Below are 19,996 nucleotides of genomic sequence, written 5' to 3'. Positions count from 1 at the left end.
GAAACTTAATGTTTAAGTTTCCCCTATTATTAATTATTATTAATGTACTATTTGGATCTTATAGCGGAACAGTAATAGTATCATCGTCACCGTCAGAAGGATATTTCAACGTGTGCATCATATCATCTTTTGGAGAAGTCACAACGTCTATTGCCGGTTTTGTGATGACATCTCTTTCAGGAATTGTAATGTCTGTTCCTCCTTTTACCGTTTCAGGATCTTTAAGCTGCTTTTCCAGAAATGATGCAAAGAACGGCTTCTTTTTTGAGTTTTGGTTTTTCATAATGTTTAAGTTTTTGATTTGATATAAATTGATTTAATCAGATTCCTTTATTCTGCCTCTAAAACATGATCATCCCCATCAGAAGGATATTTCAGGGTCACGTTATCATTGAGTTGCGTTGTAACATTGTCCTCAAGTGCTGTAGTGATAATATGGTCTTTAATTACCGAAGTAATGTTGTCCTTCACTACAGAAGTAATTGAGCCTCCTTTTACAGTTTCAGGGTCTTTAACCTGTTTTTCCAGGAATGTTGCGAAAAACGGCTTTTTCTTTGAATTTTTGTTTTCCATAAGTTAATAATTTTATTTTTTTGATAAAACCAAAGTACAAAAAATTCAACTTATAGAGAAATAATACGGAATTTTAATAAAATTTTAACACAATATCAATAACTTAAGTATAAAATCAACCTATCCCAAGAAATTCCTTAACTACATTTGCAAAGTCAACAGGATTCTCTGCCTGCACCCAATGTCCGGCATTCTTCACAGTAACGACCTTTGCTTTCGGAAACTGCTGCCTGATCCCGAATTCATCCTGTGGCAGAATATAGTTTGATTTTGCCCCTGCAATGAATAAAGCATCACCATCAAAAACACCAAATTTTATTGCATTGGAAACAAATTCAGTATATTTTTCAGATAATGTTTTAAGATTAAATCTCCAGTTCAGCTTTTTATTTTCATCCCAATACAGATTCTTTGCTAAAAACTGTATGGTAGATTTCTCCGGAATATACTGATTCAGAACAGCCTCAACATCATTTCTGGAGCCAACTGTATTAAAATCCACACTTTCCAATGCTTTTATAACGCCCTGATGGTGTGGCGGATATGCTTTTGGCGAAATATCTACAACGATCAGCTTTTCAACTCTTTCAGGATATTTTATGGCAAACTGCATTACCGCTTTTCCTCCCAAAGAATGTCCCAGGACATGGGCTTTCTGAATTCCATAATGATCCATATAACGGGCAATATCATCTGCCAGATCATCATGAGACATACTCTCTGAATGAAAGCTTCTACCATGGTTTCTAAGGTCGATCAGATGTACAGGAAGATATTCTCCCAGGTCTTTTCCGAAGCTTCCCCAATTATCAAGCATTCCAAACAGTCCGTGGAATACTAAAAGTGGTGTAGCCGCTAAGTCTTCACCGAATATTTTTGAATTTAAAATTTCCATATTTTTTAGAAGTTAGAGGTTAGAGGTTAGAGGTTAGAAGTTAGAAGTTAGAAGTTAGAAGTTAGATAACAAATTGATTCAAAAGATCAGATACAAAGCCATACTAGCTTCTAATATTTAATTTCTAACTTCTCTGTTATTACCATTTAGCCAGTCTCTTCAAATAAGCCTGAACCGTATTTTCCAATCCCATATACAGTGCTTCAGAAATCAAAGCATGCCCAATGGAGACTTCCAGCAGATTGGGAATGGTGTCTGCAAAATATTTTAAATTATCTAAGCTTAAATCATGACCTGCATTGATCCCCAATCCAGCGTCTGAAGCGACTATCGCGGTATCGTAATAAGGTTTTATGGCTTCTTCTCTGTTGCTCAGGTAGTTTTTTGCATAGGCTTCCGTATACAGTTCAATTCTGTCCGCACCTGTTTTTGCAGCATATTCCACCAGTTCCGGTAAAGGATCCAGGAAAATTGATGTGCGGATCCCGGCGTTTTTAAATTCTGTGATGATCTCCGTAAGGTAATCCAGATGTTTTCTGGTATCCCAGCCGGCATTTGAAGTAATGGCATCATCTGCATCCGGAACCAGTGTTACCTGCTCAGGCTTCACTTCCAGAACCATATCGATAAAACTTTTATGAGGATTTCCTTCAATATTAAACTCAGTCGTAACCAGTGGTTTCAGATCATAGACATCTTTTCTTGTAATATGCCTTTCATCAGGTCTCGGATGGATGGTAATTCCCTGTCCTCCGAATTCCTGAATTTTTACAGCTGCTTCTGTAACACTTGGTGTTTCACCTCCTCTTGCATTTCTTAACGTCGCAATTTTATTAATGTTTACGCTTAGTTTTGTCATTTTTTATTTAGATGTTAGATATTAGAAGTTAGAAATTAGAGGGACAAATGCCCGTTATAATTTCAATATTCAGCTTCTATATCATTATTATTTTTCTAGATATTAGAAGTTAGAGGTTAGAAATTAGAGGGACAAATACCCGTTATAACTTCAATATTCTACTTCTAATTATTTTATTTATATCATATTAAATTAAATCATATACTATTTCTTATTTGTGACTACCAGATATGTAACGAGGTCCAACTTCTAATATCTAACTTCTAACCTCTAAACCTTAACGCTCACCTGCATTACCTGAAGTTCAAATTCTTTTGAAGCCACCAGCAGATGGTCAAAAATATCAGCCTGGATCTGCTCAAAACGTACCCATTGGGAATCATTGGTAAAGCAATAGATCTCAAGAGGGAGCCCTTGTGGAGTAATATCCAGCTGACGAACCATTCTCGTTCCGTTTTTATCTATATCCGGATCATTCTCTATGTACTTTTGTGCATAATATCTGAAAACCCCGATATTGGTAAGCTGTCTTCCGTTCACTATTTTATCCTTATGCTCAAGGCTTTCTTTTTCTTTTTTGATCTCAGAAGTTTGTTCTTCAAGATAGTCTGAAATCAGATTGATATCCTTTAAACGTTCAATATCTTCATCTGTGAGGAATTTAAAGGAATTGATATTAAAATAGATTGATTTTTTAATTCTTCTGGTATTCGACTCAGACATTACCTGCATATTTTTGATCTCAGTCGTCATCAGATCATAGGTAGGAATTGTAGAAACCGTTTTATCAAAATTGGTAATTTTTGTTGTCAGCAGATTAATCTCTGTAATATTTCCTTCAATACTATATTTGGGAATGCTCACCCAGTCTCCTACTTTTAAGTTCTTGGAAGTAGCCACATGCAGCCCTGTTACAAATCCCAAGATCGTATCTCTGAAAACAAGCACCAGCACAGCAGTGATTGCCCCCAGACTTCCTACAATCGTGGTTCCTTTTATCCCAAAGATCACGCAGATCCCCAATACCGTAAATATAAAGAGTCCTAAAATTTTTACCGTTTCTGAAATGGCATTAAGTGCCATGATCTTATAGAAGTCCTGCTTGATGCTAAAGTAATTCCTGAGTGCTGTCAGGGATCTGTAAAGCATCCCGGCAAGGATCAGTACCAATCCCAGATTGACGCATCTGATAATAAAAATGGTCGTCTTAGGCAGAGCACTTGCAGGGAATATGGAGCCTTGTATTGCCCCAACAACAATCAGAGCGGCAAAATGAGCTACTGAATTGGTAATTTTAGCCTGATAAACGGATTTCAGGATCGGAAATTTTTCTTCATTATGAAATAACCGGAAAACAGAATTGATGATAAACTTAAAAACAAAATCCGTAATTAAAAACAGGACAAGAAGTAAGCTAAGCTTTACAATAATATGAAAGATCCAGTCCAGTCCGGCTGGCGAAATCCGGGTAATATAGATATAGAGCTGCTCGCTCAGCTCCTGTATAAAGTTTTTAGTTTCTTGTAACTGGTCATTCATTACAGCAAATTTATGAAATTAAGAATCATGATTTTCATATTCACAATCAATTTTCATCCCAATTTCAAAACCGCTACTCATTTTCTTATTACTTTCTATTGACGGATGAATTCTGCAAGGTTATTGCTCCCTATAATTTTCATAGTAGTGAATGTTTGTTTAATCAGAGAGGTTTCCTATATTCGTTCATATTTTCAAGAATGGATACAACGATTATTAATATACTTTGTCTTATCTTATTATTTGTCGGCATACTGGGCACTTTCCTTCCTGTCCTTCCCGGACTGCTGCTGAGCATCTGTGGGCTTCTGATCTATAAATTCGGGACGGATGCTGATCTTCCGATGATCTATGTATGGGCTTTTGGAATTCTCACAATAATATCAGCCGTTTTAAGCTATGTCATTCCTGCAAGGACCAACAGAAAGTATGGAGGAACCCGCTGGGGAAGCATTGGTTCCATAGTAGGAACTATCGTAGGGATATTCATACCTATTCCATTAGGCTTCCTGATCGGCATGTTTGCCGGTGTTTTTATTGGTGAATTGCTTCATGACAGTAAGGATATGAATAAGGCTCTTCAGTCTACCAAAGGAGCACTGATCGGGTTCATCTATGGGACAGGATTCAGTTTTGTAGTAGGAGTGGCAATGTTTTTGGTAGTACTTCTTGATATGCTTAATATCATTTAATTAAAAAATAAGAAATTATGTTCCATAAAGCCATCATCCTCAGTTTGGGAATATTTGCATTAGCAGGATGCAATGCCCAGAAAAAAGTTGAAACTGATACGAAACAGCCTTCTGAAATACAATCTTCTCCAAAATCTGCTGTATCAGCAGATCAGAAAGACCACATTATTTATTTCGATGAAGGCGAAAATAAGTTTCTGAGAGAATATCAGATGAACGTAACCTTTAAAGGCGTCTCTGAAGACAGCCGCTGTCCTGAAGGAGTCAACTGTATCTGGGCCGGAGCAGCTCTTGCACAGGTTGAAGTGATGGGAACCTCTACCAGACCTTCCATTTTAAACCTTGCCAGCATGGATTTTCCGGCAAAGAATTACCTGCAGTCCGCTGATTTCAACGGGTACATAATCACGCTGCAGGAGGTAACCCCCTATCCAAAATCAAGGGACGGGGCAAGTGCTTTAGGCGGAAAATACAAAATCGGAATTACGATCAAAAAAGCCGGAAGTTCTTCAGATTCTACCAGGAAATAGGTTTCTTTCCTTTAGACACCAGATATTCATTAATTTTTGAGAAAGGCTTGCTTCCGAAAAAACCCCTGTGAACAGAAAATGGTGAAGGGTGCGCCGATTTCAGGATAAAATGCTTAGCCGGATCGATGAGTTCGGCTTTTTTTTGTGCAAAAGCTCCCCACAATACAAATACGACATTTTCTTTTTTATCCGAGATTGCTTTGATAATAAAGTCAGTAAATTTTTCCCAGCCCAGATCTTTATGTGAGTTCGGAGAATGGGCACGAACCGTCAACGTAGCATTCAAAAGCAAAACGCCCTGTCTCCCCCAGTCATCAAGTTCTTTGGAAGTACGCACCACACCCAGATCATCCTGCAGCTCAATAAAAATATTCTTCAGTGACGGCGGTGCTGCTACCTGCTCGGAAACAGAGAAACACAGACCGTTTGCCTGATAATCATTATGATAAGGGTCCTGCCCGATGATCACCACTTCCACATCATCAAAAGCTGTAAGTTCCAGCGCTCTGAAAATCTGATTTTTCGGAGGGAAAACTTTTGTCGTGGCATATTCGTGCTTCACCCTCTCCCAAAGGGTTTTAAAATATTCAGAACTCTTTATCGGGGCTAAAATTTCTGTCCAGGTCATAATGCAAAAATAATTAATATTACAATAAAAGCATAGGTTATATTTTAAATATCTTCACTTTTCTTTCGATCAAAGTATAAGAAAAATAAGATAACAATATAGCAAAAGCAATCAATATTGTACTGTTTAGCTCTTCAGAGCTTACAAGACTAAAATGATGCTTGTAGACAGTATAATGGATGATGTAATGGATAATATACAGCGAATAGGAAATGTTACCTAAAAAGTAAACGACCCTGCTTTCCAGAAACATTTGTATATAATTCTTCTCTCCGGTATACAGCTGCCTGATCATCAATGCTGACAGTAACGGAATAGCGATCAGCCCTCTTGAAGTATATAGCAGTACTAAAGATAAAACAGGGATGACGTAAATAAGCAGGTTGCTTTTTATTTTGATTCCGGGAAATAAAGCGATACCGATTCCTAGCAGATAAGAGGCTATCGTCCTTATTAAAGAGTTGACCCCATAAGGAATGTCCAGGTATTTTGGAGATTTCCCCATAGATATCGGGACATCCGATCCGATAAACATATCGGGAAGGTAAGGAAGAATGAATCTCAGAAACAGGCCAGCAATGATCAGGAACTCAAAACGGATCTTATAACGCATGATCAGATAAAGCATAAAAGGAAATATAAGATAACAAATCCATTCTGTGCTCAACGACCAATAGACTACATTCAGTAAGTAATTCGGATTAAAAAAACATTGCACCAAGCCGGCATTGATAAGAAAAGCCGCCAATGTGTGTCTTTCAATCAACAGAATGATCACAACAATTGATGCAAAGTATACGGGGTAAATTCTGTTGACCCGTTTTTTATAGAAGCTCAAAATTCCTTTAGCATTCAGGTTTCTAAACTTTTCAGAATAGGAAACAGTAAGTAAAAAAGCGCTTAAAACAAAAAAGATATCTACAGCCAGATAGCCCTGTCCTATTGTATTTTGAAGAAAAGTACTTTTCAGATCAGTAAAATAATGAAAGAAAACCACCCATAGTGCGACTATTCCTCTAAGCCCGGTCAACGATTTTATTTCACTTTTCATGTATGTTCATTTCGCAATATAATGCCTGTGGGACGAAAATAAATAAATCTTCTGACTTTTTCATCTTATTGGTCCGTTTAAGAGCCTGTTTAAATTTAATTGCTAATAATTTGTATAATTAAATTAACGCTTTATTTTTTATTTTCCCGCTGATTTTGCAGATTCAGCAGATCATTATTCGTAAATCAAATCAGCGAGATTTGCAAAATCAGCGAGAAATAATATTTTAATACAAATTTAAACAGGCTCTAAGTCTTGTTTAAACTAAAAATAATGTTTTCAGGGTTCTTTTCATCTTTTCTGTGTTCCTCTAAAGTAAAATGATGCCTCAAAAGTAATGACCGGGAATTTTTATTGAGCTGATTAGTAAAAGCCAGTATTGTCTGTAGGGGTAATGTATGAAAGCTAAATTTTAAAACGGCTTTCAGCGCTTCGCTCATGATTCCTTTTTTATGATGGTCCGGTAACAGTTCATATCCTATTTCAGCGGTTGTCCTGTCCTCTGAAAAGTTCCATAAACAGATCGTCCCGATAAGGTTTCTCTGATCTTTAAAGGAGATTCCCCGGAAAATCATCTCTCCATTCTGCTCTTTCCTTCTGACATGAAGGATAAACTCCAGGGCATCATAATTGTTTTTGGGAGAGTTTCTTTTCACAAACGTATTGATATAAGCATTGCTGCGGATCTTCAGAATATCTTCAGTATAAGTTTCGTCGATCTCTTTCAGGATCAGCCGTTCTGTTTCCAGTTTCATTTGATGATTTTATTTAACAGACAAAGATATCAGGATAAAAAGCATTCTTAATAGATATCGTATGTTGCTCAAATATACGGAATAATCAAAATTCTCACTAAATTTGCATTGTGTATATAGATAAAGAAGATTTAGACGAATTAGAGTTTCCGCAATTGCTCGCGGAAGTCTCCCCATTTGCGTATTCTCCGAAAACAAGAGAAAAAATTCTTCAACTTCGTCCGATGGAAATTGACGAGGCGGAACTTTCATTAAAAAAAACATCAGAATATCTGTCGAGTTTTGAAAGTTCAAATGCGATTCCGTTTGATGAGTATGAAGATATTGAAAGTGAGCTGAAACTGATGCTGATCGAAAATTACCGTCTGGAAAACAGTGCTTTCATCAAAATCAAAACCATCACGGAACAGATCGGAAGACTGCAAAAATTCTTTCCTACCATGCCGGAAACCTTCCCCACTTTAATGGAAGAAGCTTCCGTACTGGAATTCAGAAAAGAGATCATTGAAAAGGTGGATAAGGTTTTCAACCGTTTCGGTGAAGTAAAAAGTGAAGCTTCTCCGGCCTTAAAAGGTCTGAGAACAGAAATACAGCATGCTAAAAAAGCCATCCAGGAAAACTTCAACCGGGCTCTTACCACGTATGGGCAAAGTGACTTTTTGGATGATATCCGGGAAACGATCATTGATGATCAAAGGGTTTTGGCTGTAAAGTCAGGATTTAAGAAAAGAGTTCCCGGAAGAACGTTAGGAATATCCAAGACAGGTTCTATCACCTACATCCAGCCGGAAAGTGTGGTAAAGCATTACTTCAAGCTTCGTGAAAATGAAGAGGAAGAAAAGAAAGAGATCGATAAAGTGCTCAGAAAGCTTACGGCTGAACTGGCAGAATTTCAACCTCAGCTCTGGAGATATCAGGTGTATATTTTTGATCTTGACCTTACAAGAGCGAAAGCGAAATTTGCGGAATTGGTCAACGGAGTTCTTCCCAAGATCAATCACCATAAGACATTGAGATTAAAAGATGCTTATCATCCATTGTTATGGCTAAGGAATAAAACAGAAAACAAGACCATTCACCCTCAGACGCTAACTTTAACGGAACATAACAGAATTATCTGTATTTCCGGACCGAATGCCGGAGGAAAGTCAATTACCCTGAAAACCGTCGGCTTATTGCAGCTGATGATTCAGAGTGGTATTCTGGTTCCTGTTCATCCAAAGTCTGAGATGTTTTTCTTTGAAAAGATCATGACCGATATCGGTGATAATCAATCTATCGAAAACCATCTGTCAACGTATTCATCCAGGCTGAAGAAAATGTCGGGAATTATCCGTGAGGCTGATGCGGATACGCTTTTACTGATCGATGAATTTGGAACAGGTTCTGATCCTGAATTGGGAGGTGCCCTGGCTGAAAGCTTCATGGAATTTTTCTATGATAAGAAGAGCTTTGCCATTATCACAACTCACTATACCAACATTAAACTGGTTATAGAACAGCTTCCCAATGCACAGAATGCAGCCATGCTTTTCAATGAAGAGACACTGGAGCCGATGTACAAGCTGGAAGTGGGACAGGCAGGAAGCTCATTTACTTTTGAAGTAGCTGAGAAGAATAAGATCCCAAGGTTTATCATCCATTCTGCCAAGAAGAAGGTAGAGCATGATATTGTCAATCTGGATAAAACGATCGTAAAGCTTCAGCAGGAAAAATTTGAAGTTGAAAAGCTTAAATCAGATCTTGCTGAAAGAAAAGAATCTGTAGAAGATAAGCGTGATAATCTTCAGAAGCTTAACGATCAGCTTCAGCAGAAGCTCTTCAATTTCCAGAAACTGTATGAAGAAGAACACCGTAAGCTTCAGTTCGGAAACAAAATTGAAGCATTCATAGACAGCTATACGAAAGGAAAATCGAGAAAAGATGTTGTCAAAGACTTTGTGAAACTTCTGGAGCAGGAAAAATTCAGGAAATTAGGCAGTGATAAAGATGAGTCGAAACGCCTGCAAGTCGTGAAGAGAAAGATCACCCAACAGCTTAAAAAGGAAGATGTTATTGAAAAAATTGCTGAAACCAATGAAAGAATTGAGGAGAAACGCAAAAGCGACCGTGCCGTTTGGATGAAAATAGGCCAGCGTGTCCGTATCACCGGAAGCACCAGTGTAGGAACCATTGAAAAGATTTCCCGGAACAAGGTAATTGTCAATTATGGAACTTTCAAAACGACGATCGATGCGGATGAGCTTGAGAGAATTTAATTAATTTGAAAATGCGTTAATTTGAGAATTTGAAAATTAACGTTATGCTGATAACAAAGAGAGAGTGCTACAGAGTGCTCTTTCTTTTTTAATTTTTTACTGGACCTTTCAATCAAAGATGGAAGGCTTTGGAAACAACAAAATAGGAATGGGATTAGGAAGCAGCGTATCCATCAGCTATGGCTTCGGAACCGCCTTTTACCTGGCTGGTGTTTTGTTTCTGATCATTCTGCTTTTTTATGGAGTATTTTCATATTTCCTTAAAAATGATCCTGAAGCCATCTATGGACCTCCAAAACAAAATGCAGAATCTTAATACAGGATTTACAGATAAAAAGAGACTGTCTCAAAAGTGTCATTCTGAATGAAATGCAATGTAATGAAGAATCTCAAACAACTGACCATCAATGAGATTCTTCCTTCGTCAGAATGACAAAAGCCGAATTATTCGACTTTTGAGACAGCCTCTTTTTTATGAACAGCATTGGCCTACATATTATCATCTTTTTTTAATACTTTTGAAGCCAGGACTTAATGTATCTTTCAGTATGGCCAAAAGCATTCTTACCCTTTGGATATTTTATAAAAAAATAATACTTCCGGCCTTATTGTTTTCTTTGCTGCTCTCATTTTTGTTTCCATCCGGTTTTGAAACTTTCGGATTGAGCTTTCTTCTTATACTGCCTGTTCTTCATTATTTTATTTACGAAGTAAGGGTAAAAAACGAATATTACTTTTATGCCAATTTAGGTTTCTCAAGATTGTTTCTTTGGGGAGGGACTTTATCATTAAGCCTTATTATTAACATTATAACCTGGTTCTTATGAGTACACTTCATATTGACAGTGTGACCAAGTCTTTTAACGGAAAAAAAATCCTGCAGGATATTTACATAGGGTGTGAAACCGGGCACATCACAGGTCTGCTGGGCCGAAACGGAACCGGAAAATCAACCTTATTAAAAATTATTTTTGGAATCATCGGCAGTGAAACCCAGTTTATAAGGTATAATGACAAAGTTTTAAAAAATGTTTCAGACAGAAAACACAGGATCGCATATCTGCCACAGGATCTTTTCTTACCTAAATACAACACGGTTAAAAGCTTAATTCCTCTTTTCTGTAATAAGGTTAATACTGATCTGCTGTTTGCTTCTGATCCCATACGCCCTTTTCTTCACGAGAAACCTAAAAATCTTTCCAAAGGTGAACAGAGAATTATTGAGGCCCTGCTCATTCTTCATGCTGATACGGATTTTGTCTTACTGGATGAGCCTTTTCACAGCCTCTCCCCTAAAGTTTCTGAAACCCTGAAAAGGATTATCCTTCAACAATCCAAGAACAAAGGCATTATTATTTCCGACCACAATTATCAGGATGTTCTGGATATTTCAGACCGCATATACCTTCTTTCTGAAGGCCATCTGAAACAAATACAAGATTTAAAGGAACTCCAACAGCATAATTATCTTCCGAAAAGCATTTAATTTATATATTTGAGGATTAAAATTTTTTTCAAGATGACTTTCATAAACAGAGCATTTTATCTATCGGCTTTCAGTATTTTTTCTTTAGCCTTCGTTAAAGGGCAGAATAAAGTTCCTTTTGGTGTTGTAAAAGCCGAGGAGGGATATGCCAATGTACGGGTACATAAAGACAACTACAGAAAAATCGTAGATAAGATCCGTATGCGTAAAGGCGATGTATTTGTTTATGTAAAGCCTGCTCCGGGAGAAACGGAATGGATCTGGATCAAATATCCGGAAAAGCAGGATGAAGATAAGCCCTTCGTACGTTATGAAACTCTTGATAAAGAAGGAATGGTCAATAAAGAACGGATCGCTTTCATAGACCAGCTTCCGGCTTATACGCCTTCCAAGTCTAAGAACGGAAGATCGCTTATTTTCACAGACAATTCCGATCCGAAAGTTCCTACTGCCCAGAGAAGCAAGGTCGTTATCGATATCTACCCATCTAATGCCGGATACCGTAAGAAAGAAAAAGACGAGGAAGGAAAGCTTCTTACCATTGATAAGGTAAAGCCATGGGGGATCGGGAATGATCTTCCTGAAGGTATGACAGAGATCAAGTCGATCAGAGTCCAACAGCCCGGAAGAGGTTCTGTTTTTGTAAGGGAAGCCATCAAAAATATGTTCCAGCCAACCATGGATTTTGAAAATGTGGGAGTCACTTCTCTGGATAATGACAATATCTTCCTTTACATGATCAACGGTTCAGGAGAGAACAGGTATACGACGCTTTGGACCATCAAGAAAGGAAGAGTGATCAGCCAGATTATTTATCACAATCCGGAATAAATTCATTATTTTTACACCGAAAAGTTTTAACGCTTATTCATCACAGAAACTGGTTCCGCATAACCGCAGATTAAAAGGGAACCGTGTGAAAATCACGGACTGTCGCGCAACTGTAAGTAACTGAAGTCTTTATCAAAAGATCCACTGTGCGGGGCACGGGAAGGAGATAAAAGATGTTACAAGTCAGGAGACCTGCCTTTTTCTTAAACAAGAAACTTTCGCGAGCTGAAGTTTTATTGATCTGATGGATTGTTTCAGGGATTTTCAAAGTTCCTGTCATTATTCTGTTGTTTTGATACGATTTCATTTCGCTTTAATTAATAATGAAATATGACTACAGAAGAAAGAATTGAAGCATCCGAAACCAGAATCTTTAAAGCGGTTTTCCCTAACACGACCAATCATTATGATACTCTTTTCGGAGGTACAGCCATGCAGCTGATGGATGAAGTGGCTTTCATCACGGCAACCCGTTTTGCAAGAAAAAGAGTAGTAACGGTAAGCAGTGATAAAATTGATTTTAAAAAGCCTATTCCTGCCGGAACCATCGTTGAGCTGATCGGAAAAGTTTCACATGTCGGAAAAACCAGTATGAAGGTAAATGTTGAGATCTATACGGAACAGATGTATTCCTACGAAAGGGAAAAAGCTATTGTAGGTGATTTCACTTTTGTAGCCATTGATGAATTCAAAAAACCAATTCAGATACTATGATAATAAGCTTCGGGCGGCCTTTGGCCGCCCGAAGCTTATTATCATTACTTGCTTAAAGCATCTATTTTAAAACTTTTTCAGTTTCCAGGCTTCTGTTCAGAAGCAGCTCAAAGGCTTCCCCCATTTCATCTGATGCTCTGGTGATCGCATTTTCAAGCATATTTCTGATCTGTCTTTCTGTAACGCCGGCCTCCGTCCAGCTTTTTCCTGAAGTATGGGAGTTCAGGATAAACGGCATAATTCTGTCGATTGAACACGCAAAAATGGCATCCGGTGTTTTTTCTTCCTCAAACTCAAGCCACAGGTTAAAGAATTCCGTACGTAAAGGTTCATCCAGGATTCCGAAGATCTTTTGGGCAGAAGCTTTTTCTCTTTCAAACTTTCCTACCATTGCTTCCTCATCAAAAAGGAACGTATCTCCTGCTTCAATTTCTACCAGGTCATGAATGGAGAGCATTCTTATCACTCTCAACAGGTCGATATCCGCACGGTTTTTGGCATAAGGATAAAGGATCTGTGCCAAAATAATGATCTGCCAGGAATGTTCCGCTGTATTCTCTCTTCTGGAATCATCTGCATTATAATTTCTTCTCTGTACATTCTTCAGCGCATCTACCGCAAGAATAAAATCGATCTCTTTCTGTATCTTCATCTTACTTTTCTTTTTCTTTATTATTTTGTTCTACAGGATACACCCTGGTTCTGGTAATCCATTTATTATTTACTTTTTCCTTTGTGATCTCTTTTACCACGCTTTCGCCGGTTGTATCTTTTTCCTTTTCAAATACTTTGTCCAGCCCTTTATTAGGGATCACAGCATATTCCATAGTGAAAAGCTTACAGCAACCGGATCTTCCATAAGTGATCAGACGTTTACGCTGGGCGTCTACCTCAAAGATATCCAGGTGACTGGAGGCCAGATCTGTCAGCTCTGCACTTTTTACAAATCCCATTTTGGTAGTGTTGAATACATATACATCATAAGAAGCTCCGCTGTAATTCCCCATATTACCATTTCTTACCGCTATATCCTCGCTACCGTCAAAATTGAAATCATCAATAACGATGGGACTCTCTTCCTGCGTTAACGGAATGATGGTCCCGGTTGACAGCTTTTTATTCTGGCTTAAATATACGACCAGATCATCAGAAGCAAAAGTCTGTACCTTGGTATTTTTAGTATCAAACAGCTCTACTGTTCCTTTGCCGTTACAACGTCCGTCAGAGCAGCTTTCTATATGGATCATGGCGGTATAATTCTTTGACGCATCTTTAACTTCAAACTGGTATTGCCCGAAGCACAATGGACCAAGGAAAACAAGGGTCGATAAAATCTTATACTTATGTAAAATGTTCATAGTAATAATCATTGATGTGTTTTTTTATTCTAACAAAAATACGAATCATAATGCCGATCTCAAAATCTGTTTCATCACCGGTATTTTATTTTTTAAGAAGCTGTTTCCTGCTATCCGCTCATACTCCTCGCTCCTGCCCAAAACCCCGCTTGCTGTGGGGTAACCGCTGCTATCAGGGCTAGGAATGAAGCAATGGAATGATCAGTATCCAGAGATGGAACTAATGTGAATCCTATTTTTCAGCGCATATTCTTATCGGATCAGAATCTACGCAAACATCTGCGTCAATCCGAGTAATCTGTGGTTAATTATATAAGTAATACGTAATCATCAAACGCTATTTCTTTATCATAACAAAGGATGGAGCCAGGATGATCCGACAATATCTGTCAAAATATTCAACAGGAAAATGGGCTTTAGCCAAAATATAAAATTGAAACACAAATGCTACTAATACTCTCCATAAATTTTACAATGAATTGCATTTCTTTATCACCATTTTTCCTTAAAATCTGAATCTGAAATTTGAAATTTTGAAGAATTTCACCTCTTATTTTATTTTTTTAAAATTTTAATTTAAAATTATACAATTGATTATCAGTAATTTAAATATTTTATTTTAAAAATTTCACTACTTTGTATTGCATAATACCATTTTAATTATATATCTTTGTAATGTAAAATTAGAATAGGCTCAACTAGCTAGGAGTATTATTCTAAAAATATAACTAATTAACAAAACTTATCAAAGATGAATACTGAAAATACCAAGGCGCAAATGCGAAAAGGAATTCTGGAATTCTGTATTCTAAGTCTCATCAATAATCGCGAAATGTATGTTTCTGATCTTATCGATGAACTGAAAAAAGGAAAACTGGATGTAGTGGAAGGTACCCTCTACCCTCTTCTTACAAGACTTAAAAACGGAGAGTTTCTCTCTTACAGATGGGAAGAATCTACCGGAGGGCCACCCCGAAAATATTATCAGATCACAGAAAAAGGGAAACTTTTCCTGGATGAACTTCAAAATACGTGGAATGAACTGACAGCTTCAGTCAACCAAATCACTCAACAATATTAAAAAACAAAGCTATGAACAAGACACTCTCAATAGGACTCGCAGGTTTTTCTTTTACAATAGAAGAACACGCATATATAAAGCTCAGCGATTACCTTAATGCTCTGAGAAGCTCACTGGATGCTTCTGAAGCGGATGAGGTAATGCATGACATAGAAATAAGAATGGTAGAGATCTTCAGAGACTCTCTGGGAAAACGCGAGGTGATCAACGATACCGATGTAGAAAAGGTAATCGCACAGATCGGAACCCCGGAAAAGATCGAAGAGCAGGAAGAGGCGTATTATTCTGAAAAAAACACGGCTAAAAATAATAATTCAGGAACCTATTATACAGACAAAAAGCAACTGTTCCGTGATCCTGAAAAACAAAAGATAGCAGGAGTTTGCGCAGGTTTAGCTCAATATGTAGGAATGGATATTACCGCTATGAGAATCATTTGGTTTGGAGTTTTCTTTCTGGGAATCTTCACCGCGGCTATCTCTTCTTCATTGATTGTACTTCTTTATATAATCCTTTGGATCGTACTTCCAAAAGCCGAAACAGCGGCAGATTTCCTGAAAATGCAGGGAAAGCCTATGAACTTCGACAATCTTAAGAATGAGTCTAATAAATTGGTACAGTTTGCCAATGAATCTACTCAGAGGGTCGGAGAAATATACAACGAAAATAAACCTTATATCAACAATGCAGGAAGCGGAGTCTGGAATATTTTCAAATACATTATAGGAGGCTTCTTTGTATTGATGGCGGTAGGAAGCATTATCGGAGTATTTGTATTATTCGGTCTTTTCGGAATGGATACGGATTTTCCGGGAGCCAATGAGATCAGATTCTATATGGATGATCAGGGACTTGATAAAGTATTGGCTGCCATGATGGTGATCGGAAGCTTAATTCCCGCGATCCTTTTCAGCCTGTTAAGCATCAAGATCTTTTCTCCCAAAACAAAGCTTAGAAATATCGGTTGGGTAATTGGCGGATTATTCCTTCTTCTGATAGGACTGGGAACTTATTTCGGAATCAGTATGGCTAAGAAAAATCTGATCTACAGAGGAAGTAAGGAAGACATAGAAAATGTTGCGATCAACACAACTTCTGATACCATCTACGTAGATGTGAAGCAGATAAGCATTCCGCAAAATTTCAAAGCTTACAATGATAACATCTATTCGGACAAGAAATATGTGTATGAAAAAGACTATATTTCTGTAGAGGTTACAAGAAAATCAGATATCAAAACCCCTTATCTGATCATCAAGAAGGAAGGGAACGGCTATAATTATCCTGTTCAGGTCACAGTTCCTGTAGAAGTGGCAGACAATAAAGTAATACTTCCGAACTTTGTAAAATACCCGTACGAACACAGATTCAGAGATTACAGAGTAGACTATGAACTTGTTGTTCCTCAAAAAGCAGTAGTAATCCCTGTAAAAAAAGACAGAATAGATTTTGATGGTGATCTGGACGGAGACGGCATCAATGATGACGATCAGGATAGAGAAGAAAACCATAACGGTATCAGAATCGAAAAGAATAAGATCACTGTAAACGGTTCCAGCATAGAATATGATTCCAATGATAAAGACAGCATCATTATCAATGGTAAAAAAGTTCCTAATAACCAGGCGAAGAAAGTAATTGATTCTGTAGCATCCGATATCAAAAAGATCAACAAGGATGTAGACATCAAGATCAAAGACGGAAAAAACGAAATTTCCATACAAACTAAATAATTAACTTCAGAGAGTGGTAGAAGGTGTGGGTGGAAGGCAACCGTTTGAAATTCACACCCTTCTTCTCTCAGAAAAGTGAAAAAAAAACAAGATTTAGTTTCCCATGTGAAAAATTTGTTTTAATTTCGTATAGCTAAAATTTAATAACCAATCAACCCAAAAACACAGCCTTATCATGATACAATTTGCAATGGAATTCGTAATGAAAATCGTAGATTTAATTAGCGGTTTGTTTTAAGAGCGATAATATTTCAATATATTTGTAAAGTATAACCAAAGTTTGGTTATACTTTTTTGTTTATAATTCAAGAATCTATGAAAAAGCTGATAGGCAAACTCATGTTAAAATTATTAGGTTGGAAAGTTGTTCTGCAGGGCGATGTCAACAACCTGAACAGGTGTATCCTTGTCGTTGCACCTCATACCCACAATATGGAATACATTTTAGGAAACTTTGCCTACTGGTCTTTGAATAAACCTTTGAAAATCATCATCAAAGATGCCCACACCAAAGCCTGGTACGGAAGTGTTGTAAAAGGACTTGGAGGAATCGGCATCGACAGAAGCCAGAAAAATGACCTCGTGAATTTTGTGGCCAATCAATTCTCAAAAGAAGACTTCAGCCTTGTCATTACTCCGGAAGGAACAAGAAGCTGGGTTCCGAAATGGAGAAAAGGATTTTACCACATGGCTTTAGCTGCAAAAGTACCTATTGTATTGGCAGCAGGTGATTTCAAAAGAAATATCGTTTATCTGGGCTATACCATTCCTTATGAAAAAATTGCTTCAGTTCCTTTTGCAGAGATCATGCAGGAAATTCAGGATTATTATGTAAAAAATGATATCGTTCCTAAAGTTCCGGCAAATTGGAATCCTGATATTATGGGAGCAGGCAGCGATTCAGAAGTTAGAAGTTAGAAGTTAGAAGTTAGAAGTTAGAAGTTAGCAAAATTACAATTCATCATTTATCCATTATAAAAATGAAAGGTCAGACTAAAGAAGAAATACTAGCGTTCATGAATAACTGGGGAGACGAGACCCTGGCAAAAAACCTTGAAATAAAATTCATCGATATTGATCTCGAAAATGAGACCCTTACCGCTACAATGCCGGTGCTTCCGAGAACGCATCAGCCATTTGGGATCATGCACGGAGGGGCAAGCTGCGTTTTGGCTGAAACCTTAGGCTCAAGCCTGTCTAATATTTTTATAGACGGTGAAAAATATTACGGTGTAGGAACCAATATCAATTCCAATCACGTGAGAAGCAAAAAGGACGGCATTGTAACGGCTACCGCCCGCTTCATCAGAAAAGGAAAGACCATGCATGTTTCTGAAATTGAGATCCGGGATGAAAAAGGGACGCTCATCAATCATACAACAATGACCAACAACATCATTTTGAAATAATCGAAAGAACAGTATAAAGATATAAGACTCAATTTTTTTGAGTCTTTTTTATATACTTGCTGCAATCCGGACTGGAAAAGCTGATAAACATCCCCCATTAAAACAACATCTTCTCCAGCAACACACCATTACCCCTGAAAATACAGGACATAAGAGTAAAAAACAGCTCTTTTAATTTTGACATCTTTAAGACTAATAATACCTTTGCAGAAAGGAAAATCAACTTCGGAATTTCCTATATTATTTCCGGCCGGTGATTTTCAAAATCCATTCATAACCCATGATTTATTTCAAACTTCCTTTCGACGAAAGATTACTGTCTGTAGATGAAAACAACAACAAAAATACAGTCAGCTTTTATTCATATAATGGTCTGTCCCACATCAGCTTCTATGGAGATATTCTCGAAATTGCCCCTGCTGAATTTAATGAAAATACCATTACAAATGAGCAACTGACCGGCAGTACAACAGAACTTAAAGCCGAAACCAGGGAAGAATACTGCGATACCCTACAGCAGGTGATCAGAGTCATTAAAGAAAATAATTTACCCAAACTGGTTTATTCCAGAAGAAAGATTTTTACAGACTTCAGTATCATTGACTATAAAGAAAGCTTCAAAAACCTTTGTCAATCCTACCCTAATGCTTTCAGATATCTGTTTAATGACGGTGAAAATACCTGGATGGGTGCTTTTTCCGAAGTCCTGGGAAAATTCAATAAGACAACCCATGAATTTGAAACCATGGCCCTGGCGGGGACACTTCCTGTCTCTGAAAAATGGTCTGAAAAAGAAATTGAAGAGCAGAAGCCGGTTACTTTCTATATTCAGAATATTCTTAAAACTTATTCTGATCAGGTTCAGCAATCAGAAACCTATGATCATGTTTCCGGCAACATCAAGCATTTACGGACTGATTTTAAAACCCATATACATCCTGAAGATCTTGATCAGCTTATTAGTGATCTGCATCCTACCCCGGCTGTCTGTGGTATTCCAAAAGATTTTTGTAATGAGAATATCCGGAAGTACGAAAAATTCCCCCGGGAGTTCTATGCAGGCTATATTAAAATAGAGACCGAGGAGACCATTCAGTATTTTGTCAACCTGCGATGTGCCAGACTTTATCAGGATGCCGTACACGTTTTTGTAGGAGGTGGTATTACAGCTCAAAGCAATCCGGAAAAAGAATGGACTGAAACGGAACTGAAGTCGGAAGCGATCTTGAAAAATCTGGTTGTTTCGTAGTGAATAAGAAGTGTACTATTTCTTTTTAGCTACATATTTACATGGATTTTCACAGATTTCTTTCGATGTATTATTTAGAACAGACAAGAAGGATAAAACGGGTCGAGATTCTTTCCGTTTTTAGATAATGATGAGATTTGTGAAACCTTTTGTGTTATTTGTGTTTCAGTAATAAGTTGTGGCTAAAGCCCGTGGAATATTGTTGATGTATTGAACGGACCAAAGCCTACCTCTATTGATGTTGATATTCGCATGGATAATGGTTGTTTAACGGCAAAATCTTTTATCTTTTATCTTTTATCTTTTATCTTTTATCTTTTATCTTTTATCTTTTATCTTTTATCTTTTATCTTTT

The 19,996-nt window shown here is 37.4% G+C and carries 22 protein-coding genes and 1 riboswitch; of the genes, 12 read left to right on the top strand and 10 right to left on the bottom strand.

The genetic code is table 11. The annotated features are described in order from the left end of the window. Positions 1-58: 58 nt before the first annotated feature. The 5 genes from AC4IF5_RS17405 to AC4IF5_RS17385 all read right to left on the bottom strand — a co-directional run bounded on the left by AC4IF5_RS17405 (position 59) and on the right by AC4IF5_RS17385 (position 3,866). Positions 59-283 carry a microviridin/marinostatin family tricyclic proteinase inhibitor gene (locus tag AC4IF5_RS17405; protein WP_490736725.1) on the bottom strand — a complete coding sequence of 75 codons (225 nt, stop codon included), beginning with the start codon at positions 281-283 and terminating at the stop codon, positions 59-61. A gap of 47 nt (positions 284-330) precedes the next feature. After that, positions 331-573: a microviridin/marinostatin family tricyclic proteinase inhibitor gene (locus tag AC4IF5_RS17400; protein WP_490736723.1), complete on the bottom strand. Its 243-nt coding sequence runs from the start codon at positions 571-573 to the stop codon at positions 331-333. 115 nt (positions 574-688) lie between these two features. Next, entirely contained in the window at positions 689-1,468 is a 780-nt protein-coding gene (locus tag AC4IF5_RS17395) for an alpha/beta fold hydrolase (protein WP_490736721.1), read from the bottom strand. Positions 1,469-1,607: 139 nt separating this feature from the next. Continuing rightward, positions 1,608-2,327 (bottom strand): pyridoxine 5'-phosphate synthase, encoded by a 720-nt coding sequence (locus tag AC4IF5_RS17390; protein ID WP_490736719.1) that lies wholly within the window; start codon positions 2,325-2,327, stop codon positions 1,608-1,610. 270 nt (positions 2,328-2,597) lie between these two features. Then, a complete protein-coding gene (locus AC4IF5_RS17385) occupies positions 2,598-3,866 on the bottom strand; it encodes a mechanosensitive ion channel family protein (protein ID WP_490736717.1) in 1,269 nt (422 codons plus the stop codon). 200 nt (positions 3,867-4,066) lie between these two features. Here AC4IF5_RS17385 and AC4IF5_RS17380 point away from each other — a divergent pair, with 200 nt between their 5' ends. After that, a complete protein-coding gene (locus AC4IF5_RS17380; RefSeq protein WP_490736715.1) occupies positions 4,067-4,558 on the top strand; it encodes a DUF456 domain-containing protein in 492 nt (163 codons plus the stop codon). A gap of 17 nt (positions 4,559-4,575) precedes the next feature. Beyond that, a complete protein-coding gene (locus AC4IF5_RS17375; RefSeq protein WP_490736713.1) occupies positions 4,576-5,088 on the top strand; it encodes a hypothetical protein in 513 nt (170 codons plus the stop codon). Here AC4IF5_RS17375 and AC4IF5_RS17370 read toward each other — a convergent pair. From AC4IF5_RS17370 to AC4IF5_RS17360, 3 genes are all read right to left on the bottom strand, one after another. After that, complete coding sequence (locus tag AC4IF5_RS17370) at positions 5,075-5,716, bottom strand: uracil-DNA glycosylase (protein WP_490736711.1); 642 nt, start codon at positions 5,714-5,716, stop codon at positions 5,075-5,077. The two genes, AC4IF5_RS17375 and AC4IF5_RS17370, sit on opposite strands and share 14 nt — an antisense overlap. A 37-nt stretch (positions 5,717-5,753) precedes the next feature. Then, positions 5,754-6,767, bottom strand: coding sequence for an acyltransferase family protein (locus AC4IF5_RS17365; RefSeq protein WP_490736709.1), 1,014 nt, complete (start codon positions 6,765-6,767; stop codon positions 5,754-5,756). Positions 6,768-7,015: 248 nt separating this feature from the next. Beyond that, a complete protein-coding gene (locus AC4IF5_RS17360) occupies positions 7,016-7,522 on the bottom strand; it encodes a GNAT family N-acetyltransferase (protein ID WP_490736707.1) in 507 nt (168 codons plus the stop codon). 110 nt (positions 7,523-7,632) lie between these two features. Between AC4IF5_RS17360 and AC4IF5_RS17355 the strand changes: the two genes are divergently transcribed. The 5 genes from AC4IF5_RS17355 to AC4IF5_RS17335 all read left to right on the top strand — a co-directional run bounded on the left by AC4IF5_RS17355 (position 7,633) and on the right by AC4IF5_RS17335 (position 12,811). After that, a complete protein-coding gene (locus AC4IF5_RS17355; RefSeq protein ID WP_490736705.1) occupies positions 7,633-9,780 on the top strand; it encodes an endonuclease MutS2 in 2,148 nt (715 codons plus the stop codon). A gap of 118 nt (positions 9,781-9,898) precedes the next feature. Next, on the top strand, positions 9,899-10,096 hold the full coding sequence (locus tag AC4IF5_RS17350; protein ID WP_490736703.1) for a hypothetical protein: 198 nt from the start codon (positions 9,899-9,901) through the stop codon (positions 10,094-10,096). 507 nt (positions 10,097-10,603) lie between these two features. Beyond that, positions 10,604-11,266, top strand: a complete 663-nt coding sequence (locus tag AC4IF5_RS17345) for an ATP-binding cassette domain-containing protein (protein WP_490736701.1) — start codon at positions 10,604-10,606, stop codon at positions 11,264-11,266. 33 nt (positions 11,267-11,299) lie between these two features. Continuing rightward, positions 11,300-12,097: a hypothetical protein gene (locus AC4IF5_RS17340; protein WP_490736699.1), complete on the top strand. Its 798-nt coding sequence runs from the start codon at positions 11,300-11,302 to the stop codon at positions 12,095-12,097. A gap of 33 nt (positions 12,098-12,130) precedes the next feature. Further along, a riboswitch (cobalamin riboswitch) is annotated at positions 12,131-12,311 on the top strand. A 116-nt stretch (positions 12,312-12,427) separates the two neighbouring features. Beyond that, the gene (locus tag AC4IF5_RS17335) at positions 12,428-12,811 is read left to right on the top strand and encodes an acyl-CoA thioesterase (protein WP_027385876.1); all 384 of its coding nucleotides are present in this window, start codon (positions 12,428-12,430) and stop codon (positions 12,809-12,811) included. A gap of 61 nt (positions 12,812-12,872) precedes the next feature. On the opposite strand, the gene AC4IF5_RS17330 is transcribed toward AC4IF5_RS17335, so the two are convergent. Further along, the gene (locus tag AC4IF5_RS17330) at positions 12,873-13,463 is read right to left on the bottom strand and encodes an HD domain-containing protein (protein ID WP_490736697.1); all 591 of its coding nucleotides are present in this window, start codon (positions 13,461-13,463) and stop codon (positions 12,873-12,875) included. 1 nt (position 13,464) lies between these two features. Continuing rightward, entirely contained in the window at positions 13,465-14,181 is a 717-nt protein-coding gene (locus AC4IF5_RS17325) for an XAC2610-related protein (protein ID WP_490736695.1), read from the bottom strand. 739 nt (positions 14,182-14,920) lie between these two features. Here AC4IF5_RS17325 and AC4IF5_RS17320 point away from each other — a divergent pair. The 5 genes from AC4IF5_RS17320 to AC4IF5_RS17300 all read left to right on the top strand — a co-directional run bounded on the left by AC4IF5_RS17320 (position 14,921) and on the right by AC4IF5_RS17300 (position 19,641). Then, complete coding sequence (locus AC4IF5_RS17320; protein ID WP_490736694.1) at positions 14,921-15,250, top strand: PadR family transcriptional regulator; 330 nt, start codon at positions 14,921-14,923, stop codon at positions 15,248-15,250. 11 nt (positions 15,251-15,261) lie between these two features. Next, positions 15,262-16,983 carry a PspC domain-containing protein gene (locus tag AC4IF5_RS17315; RefSeq protein ID WP_490736692.1) on the top strand — a complete coding sequence of 574 codons (1,722 nt, stop codon included), beginning with the start codon at positions 15,262-15,264 and terminating at the stop codon, positions 16,981-16,983. A 315-nt stretch (positions 16,984-17,298) separates the two neighbouring features. Next, positions 17,299-17,901, top strand: coding sequence for a 1-acyl-sn-glycerol-3-phosphate acyltransferase (locus AC4IF5_RS17310; RefSeq protein WP_490736691.1), 603 nt, complete (start codon positions 17,299-17,301; stop codon positions 17,899-17,901). A gap of 62 nt (positions 17,902-17,963) precedes the next feature. Then, positions 17,964-18,392, top strand: coding sequence for a PaaI family thioesterase (locus AC4IF5_RS17305; protein ID WP_490736689.1), 429 nt, complete (start codon positions 17,964-17,966; stop codon positions 18,390-18,392). Positions 18,393-18,672: 280 nt separating this feature from the next. Then, positions 18,673-19,641: a chorismate-binding protein gene (locus AC4IF5_RS17300; protein WP_490736687.1), complete on the top strand. Its 969-nt coding sequence runs from the start codon at positions 18,673-18,675 to the stop codon at positions 19,639-19,641. The last annotated feature ends 355 nt before the right edge of the window (positions 19,642-19,996 follow it).

The organism is Chryseobacterium sp. UF-290 (assembly GCF_058245615.1).
The sequence above is the reverse complement of the archived record's forward strand: the minus strand, read 5'-3'. Positions and strand labels throughout refer to the sequence as shown.